Here is a 17,190-nt window from a genome sequence, read left to right on the forward strand (position 1 = left end):
CGATCGAGCGGATGGGGATGAAGGCGATCGAGGTGGCGACGCATCCGGAGTACGGGATCGACATCGCGGCGCTGGCGACGATCGCGAAATCGCAGCCGATCGCCGCGTGCATGGTGATGCCGAACTTCCAGAACCCGATGGGGTTCCAGATGCCGGACGAGCGCAAGCGCGAGCTGGTCGAGTTCGCGACGAGAGCGGACATGCCGATCATCGAGAACGGCGTGTACAACGAACTGTATTTCGGCAACACGCATCCGAGCACGCTGAAGTCGTTCGACCGCCACGACATCGTGCTGCATTGCTCGTCGTTCTCGAAGAGCCTGACGGCCGCGTACCGGATCGGCTGGGCGTTGCCGGGCCGCTATCGCGAACAGGTCGAGAAGCTGAAATTCCTGAACACGCTGGCGACACCGTCGTTGCCGCAGCTCGCGATCGCGGAGTTTCTCGAACGCGACGGCTACGAGCATCACCTGCGGCGCCTGCGCAAGGCGTATGCGCAGCAGGCGAACCTGATGCGGGCGATGGTGTCGCGGTTCTTCCCGGAGGGCACGCGCATTTCGAGTCCGGCGGGCGGATACGTGCTGTGGGTCGAGCTGCCCGCGCAGGTCGACGCGATGCGCCTGTACCAGCTCGCGCTGGAACAGGGGATCACGATCGGTCCCGGCTACATGTTCTCGATCACGGACAGCTTCCGGAACTTCATCCGGCTGAACTACAGCAGCCCGTGGTCGCCGGAGATCGAACAATCGGTGATCGCGGTCGGGCAGATCGCACAGGACAAGCATCTGTTCGCTGTCGACCCGGGTGTGTAGCGCCTGACGGGCGATGGCGACCGATCCGCTTCAGGAAGCGTGGATCGTTCCGGGCACGGATTCTGCGGCAAGCTTCGCGCCGAGCCGGGAGTTGGTTTGTCATGAAACGGAACCGATCGCGCCAACTTCGCCGACGACGAGGGAATCCCGCCACCGCGACAAGGCAAGCATCGGGCAGGCTTGCTACCATCTTCGAAGCTGAACGTCATGGACGATTCATTTTCCGGGCTTTCGTCGCGACGACGAGCGCCCGAACTTCAACCTTCGGAGGTGAAACATGGCCTGGGCCGGACGCGAATTGCGATCCACGATCGATCAGAACGGCACGCTTACGTTGTCTCTGGAACACGTCGAACTGGCGGAACCGGGTGACGACGAGGTCATCGTCCGCGTCGAAGCGACGCCAGTCAACCCCAGTGACATCGGCCTGCTATTGGGGCCTGCCGATCTCTCTCGTATCGAGTCGGGCGGCAGCGCTACCGGGCCAGGAACCACGCTGACCGTCCCTCCGGCGCGCCTGTCAGGTGTCGCGGGCCGGATCGGCCAGTCGCTGCCCGTGGGCAACGAGGGGGCGGGTACGGTCGTGGCGGCCGGCAAGAACGCGGCCGCGCTGCAGGGCAAGCGCATCGGCATGTACGGCGGCGCCATGTATGCCGACTATCGCAAGATCGGCGTGGATAACGTGATGGTCCTGCCCGACGACGCCAGCGCCGCTGACGGCGCGTCGATGTTCATCAATCCGCTCACCGCGTTGGGCTTCGTTGAAACCGCCCGCCGCGAGGGGCACAAGGCTATCGTCCACACGGCGGCCGCCTCCAATCTCGGCCAGATGTTGCAGCGGATCTGCCTCGCCGACGGCATCCCGCTGGTCAATATCGTGCGCTCCGACGAGCAGGTCGCCCTGTTGCGGGGCATCGGCGCCACCCATGTGCTGAACAGCAAGGACGAGGACTTCGTCGCGCGCCTGACCGACGCCGTGGCCGAGACGGGCGCTACCCTTGCGTTTGACGCGATCGGCGGCGGACAACTCGGCAGCGATATCCTGCAGGCCATGGAGCGTGCCGCGGCGCGCACGCCGGGCGCCTATAGCCGTTATGGCTCGGCCGTTTTCAAGCAGCTCTATATCTATGGCAGCCTCGACACGGCGCCGACCGTGCTGAATCGCGCCGCATTCGGCTATGCCTGGGGCGTGTCGGCGTGGCTGCTCTTCAATTTCCTGCCCAGGATCGGCCCGGACGCCGCGCAGCATCTTCGACAGCGTGTGACCGACGAACTGACCACCACCTTCGCCAGCCACTACACACGCACCATCGGCTTGGCCGATGTGCTGCAGCCCGACGTGCTGCGCGCGATCGAGCGCAAGGCGACCGGCGAGAAATTCCTGATCGATCCCAGGCTGGGATAAACGATGGGTAGGTGAGACGTCTACGCGCTTTTCCCCGGCGCGTCGCCGTGATGCCGGGCAGTACATGCCGCCGCGATTCTGCCCGGCCGGTGGTCGCGACCGAGGAACATACCCGTGCACGATTGATTGGGCCGCGCCATCGGGCAGGCTGCGATCGCTGTCGGCAAGCGCGCCGCGTCCCGCCTCGGCTGACCACGCGGCCGCGTGCCGCGGCACGCGATCGCATGCAACCGCGCACCGTATCGCGTCAGTTCAGCCGGTACGACCGCGCGCCCGTTCCCGCGAGCGCGCCGCCGTCGACGATCAGGTATTCATTCCGGATCGGCTTGCCGTCGAACCAGCATTGCAGGATCTCCAGCGTGCCGGCCGCATAGCGCGCCTGCGCGGACAGCGACGTGCCCGAGATGTGCGGCGTCATGCCGTTGAACGGCATCGTCCGCCACGGATGGTCGGGAGGCGCCGGCTGCGGAAACCACACGTCGCCGCCGTAGCCGGCAAGATGCCCGGACGTCAGGGCCTGCACGACCGCGTCGCGGTCCACCAGCTTCGCGCGCGCGGTGTTGATCAGGTACGCGCCGCGCTTCATCCGCGCGATCATCGCCGCGTCGAACAGGTGCTCGGTCGACGGATACAGCGGAATCTGCAGGTTGACGATATCGACGGCGCTTGCGAGCGACGCCGGATCGGCGTGATAGGTGAGCGCGAGTTCCTGCTCGATCGCGGCGTCGAGCCGGTGCCGCTGCGTGTAATGCAGATGCAGGCCGAACGGCTCGAGCCGGCGCAGCACCGCGAGGCCGATGCGCCCCGCGCCGACCGTGCCGAAGTGCATGCCCTCGACGTCGTAGCTGCGCGATACGCAATCGGCGATGTTCCAGCCGCCCTGCCGCGCGATCGCGTGCGACGGCAGATAGTTGCGCACCAGCGCGAGCGTCGTCATCACCACGTGTTCGGCGACGCTGATGCTGTTCGAGCCCGTGACCTCGGCGACGGTGACGTGCGCGCGCGCCGCGGCGTCGAGATCGACGTGATCGGAGCCGATGCCGGCCGTCAGCGCGAGCTTCAGCTTCGGTGCGCGGGCGATCCGCTCGGCGCTCAGGTACGCGGGCCAGAACGGCTGCGAAATCACCACGTCCGCTTCCGGCAGCCGGCGCTCGAATTCGGAATCGGGGCCGTCCTTGTCGCTCGTCACGATCAGCGTGTGACCGTGCGCTTCGAGGTAGCCGCGCAGCCCGAGCGCGCCGGATACCGAGCCGACGAGCTCGCCGGGACGGAAGCCGGGAGGGCCGGCCGGCGTCGGCGCGGTTTGTCCGTCCGCGTACTGCGTGACGACCGGAATCGCGTCGCGCACGTAGCGCGGCGGATAGCCGTCGACGGGATCGGGGTAGAGCACGCACAGGACGGTGGCCATCGGGAGCGCTCCTCATGGACGAATGAACACGGGGCCCGCACGCGGTGCGTGTTGCGCCGCAGCGTTGATGACGTTCTACGCCTGCGGTGGATCGCGTACAAGCTACAGTCGCCGTTTGCGTGCGCCGCGGGGCGTCTGTACCTGTTCTTTTCATGGCGGACGTCGATAATGGCTTCGTTACCTCACTTTGCGGGAGCGACGTCATGTCCGGAAGCGATTCCTCGTCTGCAGGCCCCGATCTCGCGCAGGGTATTGCGCTCGACGACATCGCCGACGGCGCGATGATCGAGGGCCATGTCGGCGATGCGGCGGTGCTGCTCGTGCGCCGCGCCGACGAACTGTTCGCGGTGGGCGCGCACTGCACGCACTACGGCACGCCGCTGGCCGACGGGCTGGTGGTCGGCGACACGATCCGTTGCCCGTGGCACCACGCGGCATTCAGCCTGCGCACCGGCGCGATGCTGCGGGCGCCGGCGCTCGACGGGCTGCCGTGCTGGCGCGTCGAGCAGCGCGACGGCCGCGCGGTCGTGCGCGATGCGCGGCCGGCCGTCGCGCCGCCCGCACCGGCCGCCGCCGGGTTGCCCGCATCGGTGGTGATCGTCGGCGGCGGGGCCGCCGCGATCGCTGCGGCCGTGACGCTGCGGCAGGAAGGCTATCCGCATCCGGTCACGCTGCTGAGCGCCGACAGCGATCCGCCCTACGACCGGCCGAACCTGTCGAAGGACTATCTCGCCGGCACGGCCGATGCCGACTGGCTGCCGCTGCGCGCGCCGTCGTTCTATACCGACCACGGCATCGACGTGCGGTGCGGCACGCGGGTCGCACGGCTCGACCCCGCGCGGCACGAAGTCGAGCTCGCCGACGGCAGCCGCGTGGGCTACGGCGCGCTGCTGCTAGCAACGGGCGCCGAGCCGAACCGGTTGAGCGTGCCCGGCGCCGACCTGCCGCACGTATGCGTGCTGCGCTCGCGCGCCGATTGCGAGGCGTTGATCGGCAAGCTGAAGACGGCGCGCCGTTGCGTCGTGGTCGGCGCGAGCTTCATCGGGCTCGAAGCGGCCGCCGCGTTGCGCACGCGCGGGCTCGACGTGCAGGTCGTCGCGCCCGATGCACAGCCGATGGCGCGCGTGCTCGGCGAGGCGCTCGGCGGCACGATCAGGGCGCTGCACGAAGCGCATGGCGTCGTGTTCCATCTGGGGGCGACGCCCGCGCGGATTGCGCCGGACAGCGTGACGCTGTCGACCGGCGACGTGCTGCCGGCCGACGTGGTGGTGGTCGGCATCGGCGTGCGTCCGGACGTCGGGCTCGCGCAGGACGCGGGCCTCGCGGTCGAGCGCGGCGTGACGGTCGACCGGTTCCTGCGCACGAGCGCGCCCGATGTCTACGCGGCCGGCGACATCGCGCGCTGGCCCGATCCGCTGACGGGCGAGCGCATTCGCGTCGAGCACTGGGTCGTCGCCGAGCGGCAGGGCATCGTCGCGGCGCGCAACATGCTCGGGCAGCAGCGGCCGTTCGACGCGGTGCCGTTCTTCTGGAGCCAGCACTACGACCTCACGATCAACTATGTCGGGCACGCGGAGCAATGGGATCGCGTCGAGATCGACGGCGACCTCGGCGTGCACGACTGCACGATTTCCTACTGGCGCGGCGACACGCGGCTCGCGGTCGTGACGATCGGCCGCGATCTCGACGGCCTGAAGGCGGAAGCGGCATTCGAGCGGCAGATCGAGGCCGCATGACGGCGGCCCGTCGGCGCGATGCGAGCGACGCGGAAAGACGAATCGCGGCGGTCGTGCGCGTTTCCGGGCCGGGTTCGCGCCGCGCGTCGCGGTGCGCGTACCGGGCCGGTGACGAACCGGCGACGCAACGGCCGAAGTCGCGCGGGCGGCCGGGCCGCGCGTTCCGGCCCGCGTTGCCGTCAGCGATCGCGCGTCTTGAGGATGACGCGCCCCTGGTCGATGCCGCCGCGCAGCGCTTCGTCGCAGGTGAGCCATTCGGGCGTGACGAGTTCGGGGGCGGGCAGGTCGACCGGCGCGCCGTCGCGGAAGATCCGCACCTGCGCGACCCAGGCGCCGTTGGCGTTGCGCGTCGCGTCGACGCGAATCTCGTGATCCATGAAGGTGTCGGTGGCTTGCATCGCTCGGGCTCTCCGTCGGTCGGGAACGGGCATTCAGCGGCGCCGCTGAACGCGGTGCGTCGATCGTAGCAGCATGGCGTGCACCGCGCACCGGCAACGCAGCGGCAACGCGGCGAAACCGGCCGGTGATTCGATGAACGATCCGGGAGGGAACCCGTGGCTTTCGACCTGACCTTTTCCATCAAGGTGTTCGCGGCGCTGTTCGCGATCATGAACCCGATCGCGAACATCCCGGTGTTCCTGTCGCTGACGGAAGGCGCGGCGGACGGCGTGCGCCGCAAGGTCGCGCTGACCGCCGCGATCGGCGTGACGGTCGGCTGCATCGTGTCGGCGGTCGCCGGCGGCGCGATCCTCCACGTGTTCGGCCTGACGATCGACGATTTCCGGCTCGCGGGCGGGCTGCTGGTGCTGCTGATCGCGCTGTCGATGCTGCACGGTTCGCCGAGCCGCCAGCATGCGCCGGGCGGCGACGAAGGCGCCGATCCGGCGTCGGCCGACAGCATCGCGATCTATCCGCTGACGATCCCGCTGCTGGTCGGCCCCGGCACCATCGCGACGATGATCGTGCTCGGTCACAGCGCGTTCTCGAGCGGGCAGGAACTCGCGTTCGCGCTCGGGCTGGCCGCGTTCCTCGTGCTGCTGGCCGTGTCGCTGCTGGCGGCCCCGCTGATCGGCCACTACCTGTCGGCGCGCGTGACGGCGGTCACGCAGCGCCTGATGGGGATGATTCTCGCGGCGATCGCGATGCAGATGATCGTCGCGAGCCTGAAGGCCGCGTTCGGGCTCGCGCATTGAGCGCGGTACGTCCGTTCCCGGTCGCCTGATGTCATGGAGGTGCCGATGAATACGCTGATCGTGTTGTCCTATCCCGACCTCGACGCGCTGCGCCGCGCGCTCGCCGAACTCGGCACGCTGCGCGACCGGCGCGTGATCGCGCTGTCGGGCGTCGTGACGGTCGAGTGCGCGGCCGACGGACAGTTGCGCGCGCATGCAGTCGATCCCGGCCGGGTTTCGTCCGGATCGCTGCTCGACAGCGCGGTCGCGCACATCGAATCGTCGCTCGCCGCGTGGCGCGAGCGGCCGGTGGACAACGCGCTGATCGACCGCGTCGCGCGCAAGGCGCGCCCCGGCACCGTGTCGCTCGGGTTATCGGCGACGCAACTCGACATCGATGCGTTGAGCGCCGCGCTCGCGCCGATCGGCGGGGACGTGACCGACACGACGCTGTCGATCGACGACGAACTGAAACTGATCGAAGCGATCTCGACCGCGCGCGACGGCGGTGGCAGCACACCGGCCGGCTGAGTCCGCGCCGCGACGGCCGCGGTCGCAACCGCAGCCCCGCAGGCGTCCGACGCGGCGCTTCCCGATGCGTCAGGGCCGGGCGGCGATCTCGTCGAGGTGCCACAGCAGGTCCGCCGGATCGTCGTACACGCGCAGCGCGCCGGCGCGCTCCAGTTCGTCGCTGCCGTATCCGCCCGACAGCAGCCCGACGCCGAGCGAGCGGCAGCGGCTGGCGGCGAGCATGTCCCAGATGCTGTCGCCGACGACGACCGTGTGCTCGATCGGCACGTTCAATTGCGCGGCCGCGGTCAGGAACAGGTCGGGGTCGGGCTTCGCGTACTTGACCTGGTCGCGCGTGACGACGACCTGCTTCGCGGGATCGACGCCGAGCGCCTCGAGATTGATGGCGGCCGTCTCCATCCGCCCACTGGTGGCGATCGCCCAGCGGATGCCCGCGGCCGACAGCGCGGCCAGCAGTTCGCGCGCGCCCGGCAGCGGCCGGACCTGCGCGCGCAGCCGCTGGTACGCGGCCGCATGCAGCCGGGCCAGGCGTTCGACGCGTTCGGCGTCGAGGCTGCCCGAGGTTTCGCGCAGCAACTGATTCAGGAACAGGCCGCCGCTCATGCCGATCTTGCGATGGATACGCCAGACCGACAGCTCGATGCCTTCGGCGTCGAGCGCCTCCTTCCACGCGAGCACGTGCTGGTAGACGCTGTCGACGAGCGTGCCGTCGAGGTCGAACAGAAAGGACGTTTCAATGCGCATGTCGGGCTCCTGGCTCGAAAGGTTCGGAAAAATGGCTGTCGGCACATTATCGGCGCACGGCGATGTCATCGCGATGTCCCGCCTCGCCGGCGTGCGACGACGTGTCATATGCCGCTGGTACAATCGCCGCGAAGCGCCGGGCGGGATTTTCCGCGCCGGACGCGCCTCCAATCCTCGTCTCGTCGATCCCAGGTATGGCAACACCGGACGCCGTCGGCTCCAGGCACGCGTGGCGGGGCGTCATCGCCCTGGCGCTGGCCGCCTTCATCTTCAACACCACCGAGTTCGTGCCCGTCGCGCTGCTCAGCGCGATCGGCGACAGCCTGCACATGCAGCCGACCGACGTCGGCCTGATGCTGACGATCTACGCGTGGGCCGTCGCGATCGTGTCGCTGCCGCTGACGCTGGTCACGCGCCACGTCGAGCGCCGCAGGCTGCTGACCGGCGCGCTGCTGGTGTTCATCGCCAGCCATGTCGTGACGGGCGTCGCCTGGAATTTCGAGGTGCTGATGGCCGGCCGCCTGGGCATCGCGTGCGCGCACGCGGTGTTCTGGTCGATCTCCGTGCCGCTGGCCGTGCGGCTCGCGCCGGTCGACCGGAAAAGCCGCGCGCTCGGCATGCTGGCGATGGGCACGTCGATCGCGATGGTCGCCGGCATTCCGCTCGGGCGCGTGATCGGCGAGGCGTTCGGCTGGCGCGTCACGTTCCTGATCATCGCGGGCGCGGCGACCGTCGCGCTGCTGCTGCTGCGCGCGACGTTGCCGATGCTGCCGAGCCAGGGCGCCGGGTCGCTCGGCAGCATCGGCGTGTTCCTGCGCAAGCCCGCGCTGGTGGCGCTGTACGCGATCACCGTGCTCGTCGTCACCGCGCACTTCACGTCGTACACGTACATCGAGCCGTTCGTCCAGAGCGTCAACCATGCGAGCGGCAGCCGGATCACCTACGTGCTGATCCTGTTCGGCGTCGCCGGCATGCCGGCCGCGATCTGCTTCAACCGCATCTATCCGCGCGAGCCGGACAAGTTCCTGCTCGCGTCGATCGTCACGTTGTCGGGGTGCCTGCTGATCCTGTTCCCGTGCGCGCTGAACATCGTCACGCTGTCGGTGCATACGCTGGTCTGGGGCGGGGCGATCGTCTGTTTCGGCCTCGCGATGCAGGCGTGGGTGCTGAAGCTGGCGCCGGAGGGGACCGACCTCGCGGTGTCGATCTTCTCCGGGCTGTACAACGTGGGCATCGGCGCCGGCGCATTGCTCGGCAACCATATCGCGGGCAATTTCGGGCTGCCGTGGATCGGCACCTTCGGCGGCGTGGTCGGTGCGTGCGCGGTCGGGATCGCGTGGCTCGCGTTGCGGCTTCACGCGAAACGGGAAGCGGCGGCCGCGGCGTCGTGATGCCGTTCGCCGGGCCGCGCCGCACGCGTCGTGCGGCCGATTGGCCGCCGTCGGCCACGCGCGCATGCTCCGGGAAGCCGTCCGACCCGAGGCGCGCAATCACCGTCATTCTCCATTGGACGGCGTGCCTGGCCACCGGAAGACTGCGGGCGTCGAACATGGGCGACCGGGCGCGCCCGGCAAGAGCGGGTGCCCCGGCTGCAACCCCGGGCCCCGGGATTGCGGCGCGGGCGGCGTGACGTCGGGGCGGACGACCGGCGATATCGACGGCATCGGCGCGTCGGCAAGCACGGCAAGCACGGCAAGCACGGCAACACGGCAACACGGCAACACGGCAACACGGCGACACGCGCGGCGCGGTTATCCTGCCGCGGGTGGTCGCGCCTTTGGTCGGAAGACATCCGAAATGCCGACACATTGCGGCATCATCATGTTGCCGCCGCACCCGCGAGCGGCGCCCCGTATCCGACTGGAGACCCTGCATGCCGATACCCCGGATTGAAACCCGCGACGCGATGGGCGACCCCGATGTGGTCTACCTCAACCCGGACCACGTGCTGTGGATGTCGCGGCCGACCGCCGCGCAGCGGCGTCCGGACAGCACGGCCATTCGCGTGGACGACCGCGTGAAGGGCGGTGCGTTGCTGATGGCCGACGATCCGCCGGCCGCGCGACTGCTGCAGGATCTCGGCCCGTTCGTGACGGCGACGCTGGCGAATCCGTCGTCCGACTATCCGGACGGTCTCGTGCATATCCGTTCGCATGCGATCGTCAAGATCGCAACGGACGACCACGACAAGCCGCTCGCCGAACGCACGCTCGGCTGGGTCCACGTCAAGGACGGCTCGGCTTTCCGGATCGAGGACTACGCCGGCGTGGCCGCGCAATGGCAGGCGTCGATCGCGGCAGCCGGCCGCTGACCGCCGACCACGACCACGACCACGACCACGACCACGACTGCGCGCCCGCGTTTTTGCGTCGTTGCGAGCGGGCGGGCGCGTCGCCATTCCCGTCGGGCACCCCCGGCGATCCATCAGGAAAACCCTGATGCGACCCGATGCGGCAGCGCTTTCACGCGCTGATCGACGCTGCTGCAGCCTCCCTCCCGACCGTCGGCGGCCGGCGCATGCCGGTTTGCCGTTCCCCCTGATCCGGCATGGCTTCCAGGCGTTATTGCCTGTCATGTCGGGTATGGAAAATGACGATATTTACCGGCTATCTCTTATTTTCAATACCTGAGTGGTATTGAATTGACTGCCTAAAAGTATTGGACGCTCCATCTGGCCGACACGTATAAATCGGCTCAAGAACTTCACCTCACGGCGTGCTCCATGTCTTCCGTCACCCTCGAACGCATCGAAATCCGCCTCGTCGACCGGCCGGCGATCGGTCCGCACTCGCTGCCGGTCGCCACGAGGCGTGAAGGCGCGTTCGGCACGGCGGCATCCGCACACCGGTTCGCGCGTGTCGCGAACCGGCCGGGGCGCAGCGAACCGTTCGGGCCGCTGCCGATCATCGACGCGATCCCGACGCGGCCGCGCGAAAACAGCGCCTTCGAGCCGACCGTACCGACCGTACTGGCCGGTTCCGGTCCCGGCATCGAACCCGACGAAGCGAAAGCCAGATGCTTCACCGGCGACGGGCTGACGAAAGTCGCCCGATAGCGCGAACCCGGCAAAGACCGTCATTCCCCCAATACACGTGGAGACACCATCATGAGCGTCAAGGTTTTCGATACCAGGGAAGTCCAGGACCTGCTGAGGGCCGCGTCGAACGCGGACGGCAGCGGCGGCCACGCGCGCACGCAGCAGATCGTGCTGCGCCTGCTCGGCGACCTGTTCAAGGCGATCGACGATCTCGACATCACGCCCGACGAGGTGTGGGCGGGCGTCAACTACCTGAACCGGCTCGGCCAGGACGGCGAGGCGGCGCTGCTCGCGGCGGGCCTCGGTCTCGAGAAGTATCTCGACATCCGCATGGATGCCGAGGACGAGGCGAACGGCCTTGCCGGCGGCACGCCGCGCACGATCGAGGGGCCGCTGTATGTGGCGGGCGCGCCGGTGCGCGACGGCGTGTCGAGAATCGACCTCGACGCGGACGACGACGCGGGCCCGCTCGCGATCCACGGCACGGTGACCGGCCTCGACGGCGAGCCCGTCGCGGGCGCGCTGGTCGAATGCTGGCACGCGAACTCGAAGGGCTTCTATTCGCACTTCGACCCGACCGGCGCGCAGACCGACTTCAACCTGCGCGGCGCGGTGAGGACCGGCGCGGACGGCCGGTACGCATTCCACACGCTGATGCCGGTCGGCTACGGCTGCCCGCCGCAGGGCGCGACGCAGCAGTTGCTGAACGACCTCGGCCGCCACGGCAACCGTCCCGCGCACGTGCACTTCTTCGTCGGCAGCGACGATCACCGCAAGCTGACGACGCAATTCAACATCGACGGCGATCCGCTGATCTGGGATGACTTCGCGTATGCGACGCGCGAGGCGCTGATCCCGCCCGTCGTCGACAGGACCGGCGGCACGGCGCTCGGCATGAAGGCCGATGCGTACCGGGACATCGAGTTCAACGTCGTGCTGACGCCGCTGGTACAGGGCAAGGACAACCAGATCGTCCACCGCCTGCGCGCGGCCGCGACGGCGTAACCGCCCGACGGCGCGGCTGCGCCGCCGCCGGCCGGGTTTCCGCGAGATTCAACCGATACCGATGCGAGCGTGCTTGCAGGACGCGGCACGCGCATGGGAGGAGCCAACATGTCCGCCATTCTCGAACGAGCCAACGAACTGGATCACCTGCTTGCCACTGCCGTGCAGGATGACAAGGAGGCCGGCGTATTCCGCTGCCGCCGCGACATCTTCACCCACGAGGAACTGTACGAACTGGAGATGAAGCACATCTTCGAGCGCAACTGGGTGTACCTCGCGCACGAAAGCCAGATTCCCGGCAACAACGACTACTACACGACGTGGATCGGCCGCCAGCCGATCGTCATCACGCGCGACAAGACCGGCGAGCTGCACGCGGTCGTCAATGCGTGCGCCCACAAGGGGGCGATGCTGTGCCGCCGCAAGCACGGCAACAAGGGCAGCTTTACGTGCCCGTTCCACGGCTGGACGTTCTCGAACACCGGCAAGCTGCTGAAGGTGAAGGACGAGAAGACGACCGAGTATCCGGTGCAGTTCAATACGCACGGGTCGCACGACCTGAAGAAGGTCGCGCGCTTCGAGAGCTATCGCGGCTTCCTGTTCGGCAGCCTCAGCGCCGACGTGCAGCCGCTCGCGGACTATCTCGGCGAGACGCGCGTGATCATCGACCAGATCGTCGACCAGGCGCCGGACGGGCTCGAGGTGCTGCGCGGCAACTCGTCCTACATCTACGAAGGCAACTGGAAGATGCAGATGGAGAACGGGTGCGACGGCTACCACGTCAGCACCGTGCACTGGAACTACGCGGCGACGATGGGCCGCCGCAAGGAGGACGGCACCAAGGCCGTCGATGCGAACAGCTGGAGCAAGTCGGTCGCGGGCGTGTACGGGTTCGACAACGGCCACATCCTGCTGTGGACGCAGACGATGAACCCGGAGGTGCGGCCGGTGTATCGGCATCGCGACGAGATCAGGGCGCGCGTGGGCGAGGTGCAGGCCGACTTCATCGTCAACCAGACGCGCAACCTGTGCGTGTACCCGAACGTGTTCCTGATGGACCAGTTCAGCACGCAGATCCGCGTGGTGCGGCCGCTCGGCGTCGACAGGACTGAGGTCACGATCTTCTGTTTCGCGCCGAAGGGCGAGAGCGAGGCCGACCGCACGACGCGCATTCGCCAGTACGAGGATTTCTTCAACGTGACGGGCATGGGCACGGCCGACGACCTGGAGGAGTTCCGGGCCTGCCAGGCCGGCTACGCGGGCATCACGGCGATGTGGAACGACCTGTCGCGCGGCGCGCCGCTGTGGGTCGACGGCCCGGACGAGAACGCGAGGAGGATGGGGCTGAACCCGCGCATCTCGGGCGAGCGCAGCGAGGACGAAGGGCTGTTCGTGAGCCAGCACGAACACTGGGTGAACGTGATGCGCGACGCGCTGAAGCAGGAACGCGGCGAGGTGGCGGCATGAGCGTCGATTACCGGACTGTCTGCGCCGCGCTGTACCGCGAAGCGCGCCTGCTCGACGATCGCCAGTGGGACGACTGGCTGACCTGCTACACGGAAGACGTCACGTACTGGATGCCCGCGTGGGACGACGACGATAGGCCGACCGACGATCCGCAAAGCCAGATCTCGCTGATGTATTACGCGGACCGGGGCGGCCTCGAGGATCGCGTGTTCCGGATCAAGACCGAGCGCAGCGGCGCGTCGACGCCCGAGCCGCGCACGAGCCACAACGTGACGAATGTGGAAGTGCTGGCCGAGCGCGACGACGAAGTGGACGTGCGCTACAACTTCCACACGCTGAACCATCGTTACCGCGTCACCGACCACTTCTTCGGCACGATGTTCGTCACGTTGCGCAAGGCGGGAGATGCGCTGCTGATCTCGTCCAAGAAGATCGTCTTGAAGAACGACTACATCCGGCAGGTGCTCGACGTCTATCACGTCTGACGCCCGACCGTCTTGTCATGAAAGGAAGTGGAGGCGATGCCATGTCCAGCTACACGATTGCACTGAATTTCGAGGACGGGGTGACCCGCTTCATCGACTGCCGGGCCGGCGAGAAAGTCCTCGACGCCGCGTTCCGCGCGAAGATCAACCTGCCGATGGATTGTTCCGACGGCGTGTGCGGCACCTGCAAGTGCCGCGCCGAAAGCGGCCGCTACGACCTCGGCGACGACTACATCGACGACGCGCTCACCGAGGACGAGAAGGACGGCGGCCTCGTGCTGACCTGCCAGATGGTGCCGCACAGCGATTGCGTGATCGCGGTGCCGACGTCGTCGGTCGCGTGCAAGACCGGGCAAAGCGGTTTTGCCGCGACGGTGACGAAGGTCGAGCCGCACAACGACGCGGCCGTCGTGCTCGAACTCGACGTCGGCGCGGCCGCGCCCGTGTTCCTGCCGGGCCAGTACGTGAACATCGACGTGCCCGCGAGCGGCCAGCATCGCTCGTATTCGTTCTCGTCCGCGCCGGCCGACGCAAGGGTGAGCTTCCTGATCAAGAAGATCCCCGGCGGCGTGATGAGCACGTGGCTCGAATCGGCGCGGCCCGGCGACACGCTGGAACTGCACGGGCCGCTCGGCAGCTTCTATCTGCGCGACGTGCAGCGGCCGCTGCTGTTCCTCGCGGGCGGCACGGGCCTCGCGCCGTTCCTGTCGATGCTCGAGGTGCTGGCGCGCGGCGGGTCGCAGCAGAAGGTGCACCTGATCTACGGCGTGACGCGCGACCTCGATCTCGTGCTGGTCGATGCGATCGAAGCGTATGCGGCGAAGCTGCCGAACTTCAGTTTCGCGACGGTCGTGGCCGATGCGGAATCGAACCACCCGCGCAAGGGCTGGGTCACGCAGCACATTCCGGCCGATGCGTTGAACGACGGCGACGTCGACGTGTACCTGTGCGGCCCGCCGCCGATGGTCGACGCGGTGCGCCGGTACTTCGACGACGAAGGCGTGAAGCCGAGCAGCTTCCACTACGAGAAGTTCACGCCCAACGTCACGGCAAAGGCGGCATGACCATGCAACGATTCTCGGGCAAGGTCGTCGTCGTCACCGGCGCGGCGCAGGGCATCGGTCGCGGCGTCGCGCTGCGCGCGGCGGCCGAGGGCGGCAGGGTGCTGTTCGTCGATCGCGCGGATTTCGTCGCCGACGTGGCCGCCGAAGCGGCGCACGGCGATACGGCGGGATGCGTCGCGGATCTCGAAACCTACGAAGGCGCGCAAGCGGCGATCGCGTGCGCGGTGCAGACGTTCGGCGGTATCGACATCCTGATCAACGGGGTCGGCGGCGCGATCCGGATGCGGCCGTTCGCGGAATTCGAACCGGCGCAGATCGACGCGGAAATCCGCCGCTCGCTGATGCCGACGCTCTACACGTGCCACGCGGCGCTGCCGCACCTGCTCGCGCGCGGCGGCGGCACGATCGTCAACGTGTCGTCGAACGCGACGCGCGGCATCCGCCGCGTGCCGTACTCGGCCGCGAAAGGCGGCGTCAATGCGCTGACGCAGGCACTCGCGATGGAATACGCGGAACACAACATCCGCGTCGTCGCGACCGCGCCGGGCGGCACCAGCGCGCCGCCGCGCCGCGTGCCGCGCAACGCGGCCGGCGACAGCGAGCAGGAGCAGGCGTGGATGGCCGAGGCCGTGCGGCAGGTGACCGACTCGACGTTCCTCAAGCGCTACGGCAGCCTCGACGAGCAGATCGCGCCGATCCTGTTCCTCGCGTCCGACGAGGCGAGCTACATCACCGGTACCGTCCTGCCGGTCGCGGGCGGCGATACGGGTTGAGCGGCGCGCCGCCCGCCGTCATTCATCGACAACCAGACGGCCGGCGCACCGGCGCCGGCCACGGAGACCCTCATGCATGAACGCAAGGCCGTCGTTCCGGCGGGAATGGAAGCGGTGTACGAGACGATCGGCTACGCGCCCGGCCTGCTGGTCGGCGATACGCTGTACGTGTCCGGCCAGATCGGCCGCGATGCCGGAATGCGCCTGGTCGAGGCGCGCGAGGCGCAGATCGTGCAGGCGTTCGAAAACCTGAAGCGCGTGCTGGAAGCGGCCGGCGCATCGTTCGCCGACGTGGTCGACCTGACGAGCTTTCACACCGACCTGCGCGACATGCCGCTGTTCATGCAGGTGCGCGACCGCTACCTCGATGCCCACCCGAAGCCGGCGTGGACGGCGGTCGGCGCGCACATGCTGGGCGGCGCGCCGGGTTATGTCGTCGAAATCAAGGCAGTGGCCGTGCTGCGGGCGTGATGCGCGTCGACGGGCGGGTTGTCTGAGGCGCCGCGGGGCGGCACGCCGGCGTCCTCCCGACGCGTAACGACCGGCCGCACTGCGCGACGCCATCCTGACGAAGCGCTTTCGGATCCGCGTTTGCGCAAGGCGCCGCGCTGCGGTCAGCGACAAGTCGCGCGAGTTCGTTTATGGTGCGAGGAATTGCAGCGCCGTTCCCTTCTTCCGTCGAGAATCCGCGATGAAATGCCCGCCACGCGCCGTCTTCGCCGCCCTCGTGCTCACCCTCGCGCAAGCCGCGCTCGCGCAGGCGCCGGGAACGGTCCGTCTCGAGGACATGACCTGGACCGAACTGCGCGACAGCGTACGTGCCGGAAAGACCACCATCCTGATTCCGATCGGCGGGACCGAGCAAAGCGGGCCGTACGTCGCGCTCGGCAAGCACAACGCGCGGGTCAAGGTCCTGTCCGAGCGGATCGCGGAAGGCCTCGGCAACGCGATCGTCGCGCCCGTCATTGCGTACGTGCCGGAAGGCGGCTATGCGCCGCCGACGTCGCACATGCGTTTTCCGGGCACCATCACCGTGACTGACGACGTCTTCGAAAAGACCCTCGAGTCCGCGGCCAACAGTTTCCGGATCCACGGTTTCACGAACATCGTGTTCCTCGGCGATCACGGCGGCTACCAGAACGACATCCGGCAGTCGGTCGCCCGACTCAACAAGTCGTGGGCCGGCACCGGCGCGCGCGCGTTCGTGCCGGCCGAATACTACGGCACCAGTTCCGACGGTTACGCGCAGATCCTGCGCGAGCACGGCGTACCGGCCGCGGATATCGGCACCCATGCGGGGCTGGCCGATACGTCGCTGCTGCTGGCGGTCGCGCCGGGCATGGTCAGGGCCGATGCGCTGCGCAACGCCGCGAAGCCCGGCGCCGTCGACGGCGTGTACGGCGGCGATCCGCGTCACGCCAGCGCCGAACTCGGCCGGCTGGGGACCGACGCCATCGTGTCGCGCACCGTGGACGCCATCCGGAAAGCCGTCGCCGCCCGCTGACGCCGCTGCCACGTCGCGCGACAGTTCCGCCGTTCCGCTTTTTACCG

The 17,190-nt window shown here is 68.4% G+C and carries 18 protein-coding genes; 15 read left to right on the plus strand and 3 right to left on the minus strand.

Features of this window, described 5'->3' with window-relative positions; all coding sequences use genetic code 11:
* Together GQ57_RS31490 and GQ57_RS31495 are read left to right on the plus strand one after the other, a co-directional pair.
* Positions 1 to 812 (plus strand): aminotransferase-like domain-containing protein (locus GQ57_RS31490; RefSeq protein ID WP_152603401.1); only part of this gene is annotated, 812 nt, incomplete at its 5' end.
* Between the two features lie 277 nt (positions 813 to 1,089).
* Entirely contained in the window at positions 1,090 to 2,217 is a 1,128-nt protein-coding gene (locus tag GQ57_RS31495) for a zinc-binding dehydrogenase (protein ID WP_034199909.1), read from the plus strand.
* Between the two features lie 247 nt (positions 2,218 to 2,464).
* On the opposite strand, the gene GQ57_RS31500 is transcribed toward GQ57_RS31495, so the two are convergent.
* Positions 2,465 to 3,625: an NAD-dependent formate dehydrogenase gene (locus tag GQ57_RS31500; RefSeq protein WP_034199910.1), complete on the minus strand. Its 1,161-nt coding sequence runs from the start codon at positions 3,623 to 3,625 to the stop codon at positions 2,465 to 2,467.
* Between the two features lie 203 nt (positions 3,626 to 3,828).
* Between GQ57_RS31500 and GQ57_RS31505 the strand changes: the two genes are divergently transcribed.
* A complete protein-coding gene (locus tag GQ57_RS31505; RefSeq protein WP_034199911.1) occupies positions 3,829 to 5,361 on the plus strand; it encodes an FAD-dependent oxidoreductase in 1,533 nt (510 codons plus the stop codon).
* 179 nt (positions 5,362 to 5,540) lie between these two features.
* Here GQ57_RS31505 and GQ57_RS31510 read toward each other — a convergent pair whose 3' ends face one another.
* Entirely contained in the window at positions 5,541 to 5,759 is a 219-nt protein-coding gene (locus GQ57_RS31510; RefSeq protein ID WP_034199912.1) for a DUF6566 family protein, read from the minus strand.
* A gap of 156 nt (positions 5,760 to 5,915) precedes the next feature.
* Between GQ57_RS31510 and GQ57_RS31515 the strand changes: the two genes are divergently transcribed.
* Both GQ57_RS31515 and GQ57_RS31520 read left to right on the plus strand, forming a co-directional pair.
* Complete coding sequence (locus GQ57_RS31515; RefSeq protein WP_031401166.1) at positions 5,916 to 6,554, plus strand: MarC family protein; 639 nt, start codon at positions 5,916 to 5,918, stop codon at positions 6,552 to 6,554.
* Positions 6,555 to 6,599: 45 nt separating this feature from the next.
* Complete coding sequence (locus GQ57_RS31520; protein WP_034199937.1) at positions 6,600 to 7,064, plus strand: DUF1269 domain-containing protein; 465 nt, start codon at positions 6,600 to 6,602, stop codon at positions 7,062 to 7,064.
* 69 nt (positions 7,065 to 7,133) lie between these two features.
* On the opposite strand, the gene GQ57_RS31525 is transcribed toward GQ57_RS31520, so the two are convergent.
* A complete protein-coding gene (locus GQ57_RS31525) occupies positions 7,134 to 7,808 on the minus strand; it encodes an HAD family hydrolase (protein ID WP_031401168.1) in 675 nt (224 codons plus the stop codon).
* Positions 7,809 to 8,002: 194 nt separating this feature from the next.
* Between GQ57_RS31525 and GQ57_RS31530 the strand changes: the two genes are divergently transcribed.
* The 10 genes from GQ57_RS31530 (at position 8,003) to GQ57_RS31575 (ending at position 17,143) form a co-directional block, all read left to right on the plus strand.
* A complete protein-coding gene (locus GQ57_RS31530; protein ID WP_031401169.1) occupies positions 8,003 to 9,199 on the plus strand; it encodes a sugar transporter in 1,197 nt (398 codons plus the stop codon).
* A 482-nt stretch (positions 9,200 to 9,681) separates the two neighbouring features.
* Positions 9,682 to 10,119 (plus strand): hypothetical protein, encoded by a 438-nt coding sequence (locus GQ57_RS43175; protein WP_160257574.1) that lies wholly within the window; start codon positions 9,682 to 9,684, stop codon positions 10,117 to 10,119.
* Between the two features lie 411 nt (positions 10,120 to 10,530).
* Complete coding sequence (locus tag GQ57_RS31540) at positions 10,531 to 10,863, plus strand: hypothetical protein (RefSeq protein WP_034199914.1); 333 nt, start codon at positions 10,531 to 10,533, stop codon at positions 10,861 to 10,863.
* Between the two features lie 51 nt (positions 10,864 to 10,914).
* The gene (gene catA, locus GQ57_RS31545; protein ID WP_031401172.1) at positions 10,915 to 11,850 is read left to right on the plus strand and encodes a catechol 1,2-dioxygenase; all 936 of its coding nucleotides are present in this window, start codon (positions 10,915 to 10,917) and stop codon (positions 11,848 to 11,850) included.
* Positions 11,851 to 11,958: 108 nt separating this feature from the next.
* Positions 11,959 to 13,317 (plus strand): Rieske 2Fe-2S domain-containing protein, encoded by a 1,359-nt coding sequence (locus GQ57_RS31550; RefSeq protein ID WP_034199915.1) that lies wholly within the window; start codon positions 11,959 to 11,961, stop codon positions 13,315 to 13,317.
* Positions 13,314 to 13,802, plus strand: coding sequence for a benzoate 1,2-dioxygenase small subunit (benB, locus tag GQ57_RS31555; protein WP_031401174.1), 489 nt, complete (start codon positions 13,314 to 13,316; stop codon positions 13,800 to 13,802). The genes GQ57_RS31550 and benB overlap by 4 nt, the downstream gene beginning before the upstream one ends.
* A 41-nt stretch (positions 13,803 to 13,843) precedes the next feature.
* Entirely contained in the window at positions 13,844 to 14,866 is a 1,023-nt protein-coding gene (gene benC, locus GQ57_RS31560) for a benzoate 1,2-dioxygenase electron transfer component BenC (RefSeq protein ID WP_034199916.1), read from the plus strand.
* Positions 14,863 to 15,639, plus strand: coding sequence for a benzoate diol dehydrogenase BenD (gene benD / locus GQ57_RS31565; protein ID WP_034199917.1), 777 nt, complete (start codon positions 14,863 to 14,865; stop codon positions 15,637 to 15,639). The genes benC and benD overlap by 4 nt, the downstream gene beginning before the upstream one ends.
* Positions 15,640 to 15,711: 72 nt before the next feature.
* A complete protein-coding gene (locus tag GQ57_RS31570) occupies positions 15,712 to 16,110 on the plus strand; it encodes a RidA family protein (protein ID WP_034199918.1) in 399 nt (132 codons plus the stop codon).
* Positions 16,111 to 16,330: 220 nt separating this feature from the next.
* Positions 16,331 to 17,143, plus strand: a complete 813-nt coding sequence (locus GQ57_RS31575) for a creatininase family protein (RefSeq protein ID WP_034199919.1) — start codon at positions 16,331 to 16,333, stop codon at positions 17,141 to 17,143.
* The last annotated feature ends 47 nt before the right edge of the window (positions 17,144 to 17,190 follow it).

The organism is Burkholderia sp. MSh2 (assembly GCF_000731655.1).
Classification (GTDB): Bacteria; Pseudomonadota; Gammaproteobacteria; order Burkholderiales; family Burkholderiaceae; genus Burkholderia; species Burkholderia paludis.

Coding starts and splice junctions, on each gene's coding strand:
- GQ57_RS31495 (WP_034199909.1), top strand. CDS start 1,090: ATGGCCTGGGCCGGACGCGAATTGCGATCCACGATCGATCAGAACGGC.
- GQ57_RS31500 (WP_034199910.1), bottom strand. CDS start 3,625: ATGGCCACCGTCCTGTGCGTGCTCTACCCCGATCCCGTCGACGGCTAT.
- GQ57_RS31505 (WP_034199911.1), top strand. CDS start 3,829: ATGTCCGGAAGCGATTCCTCGTCTGCAGGCCCCGATCTCGCGCAGGGT.
- GQ57_RS31510 (WP_034199912.1), bottom strand. CDS start 5,759: ATGCAAGCCACCGACACCTTCATGGATCACGAGATTCGCGTCGACGCG.
- GQ57_RS31520 (WP_034199937.1), top strand. CDS start 6,600: ATGAATACGCTGATCGTGTTGTCCTATCCCGACCTCGACGCGCTGCGC.
- GQ57_RS31525 (WP_031401168.1), bottom strand. CDS start 7,808: ATGCGCATTGAAACGTCCTTTCTGTTCGACCTCGACGGCACGCTCGTC.
- GQ57_RS31530 (WP_031401169.1), top strand. CDS start 8,003: ATGGCAACACCGGACGCCGTCGGCTCCAGGCACGCGTGGCGGGGCGTC.
- GQ57_RS43175 (WP_160257574.1), top strand. CDS start 9,682: ATGCCGATACCCCGGATTGAAACCCGCGACGCGATGGGCGACCCCGAT.
- GQ57_RS31540 (WP_034199914.1), top strand. CDS start 10,531: ATGTCTTCCGTCACCCTCGAACGCATCGAAATCCGCCTCGTCGACCGG.
- catA (WP_031401172.1), top strand. CDS start 10,915: ATGAGCGTCAAGGTTTTCGATACCAGGGAAGTCCAGGACCTGCTGAGG.
- GQ57_RS31550 (WP_034199915.1), top strand. CDS start 11,959: ATGTCCGCCATTCTCGAACGAGCCAACGAACTGGATCACCTGCTTGCC.
- benB (WP_031401174.1), top strand. CDS start 13,314: ATGAGCGTCGATTACCGGACTGTCTGCGCCGCGCTGTACCGCGAAGCG.
- benC (WP_034199916.1), top strand. CDS start 13,844: ATGTCCAGCTACACGATTGCACTGAATTTCGAGGACGGGGTGACCCGC.
- benD (WP_034199917.1), top strand. CDS start 14,863: ATGACCATGCAACGATTCTCGGGCAAGGTCGTCGTCGTCACCGGCGCG.
- GQ57_RS31570 (WP_034199918.1), top strand. CDS start 15,712: ATGCATGAACGCAAGGCCGTCGTTCCGGCGGGAATGGAAGCGGTGTAC.
- GQ57_RS31575 (WP_034199919.1), top strand. CDS start 16,331: ATGAAATGCCCGCCACGCGCCGTCTTCGCCGCCCTCGTGCTCACCCTC.